Origin of the sequence: Nocardia cyriacigeorgica, assembly GCF_010858045.1 — a bacterium.
Lineage (GTDB): Bacteria > Actinomycetota > Actinomycetes > Mycobacteriales > Mycobacteriaceae > Nocardia > Nocardia cyriacigeorgica_E.
Genome location: NZ_JAAGVC010000315.1, coordinates 1 through 291, shown reverse-complemented (window position 1 = coordinate 291; position 291 = coordinate 1). Strand labels below are relative to the sequence as shown.

Genomic DNA, 291 nt, shown 5'->3' with positions numbered 1-291 from the left:
GACAGCACCGCGACGTCGGTGGACGGATCGAACAGCACCACATCGGCTTCCAGCGGACCGGTGGCCGTATCGACGGTGACACTGGTGGTGCCGGCGACGACGTGCGCGTTGGTCATCACCCGCTCGTGCTCGATAACGAAGCCCGAACCTTCCAGCGCCCGCTGGCAACTCGGCGCGACGCCGCGAATACGCAGCACGCTCTGCTGCAGCGAGGCGGCGACCGGGCTGGCCAGCACACTCGGGTCCGGCGGCTCGACGGCCGCGATCGGCGCCCGGCCGAACGGCCCGATC

Annotated in this window: 1 protein-coding gene; it reads right to left on the bottom strand. The window is 70.8% G+C overall.

From position 1 onward, the window contains the following. Window positions 1–291: trypsin-like peptidase domain-containing protein (locus tag GV790_RS29845; protein ID WP_163818151.1), on the bottom strand; the 291-nt coding region annotated here is incomplete at both ends.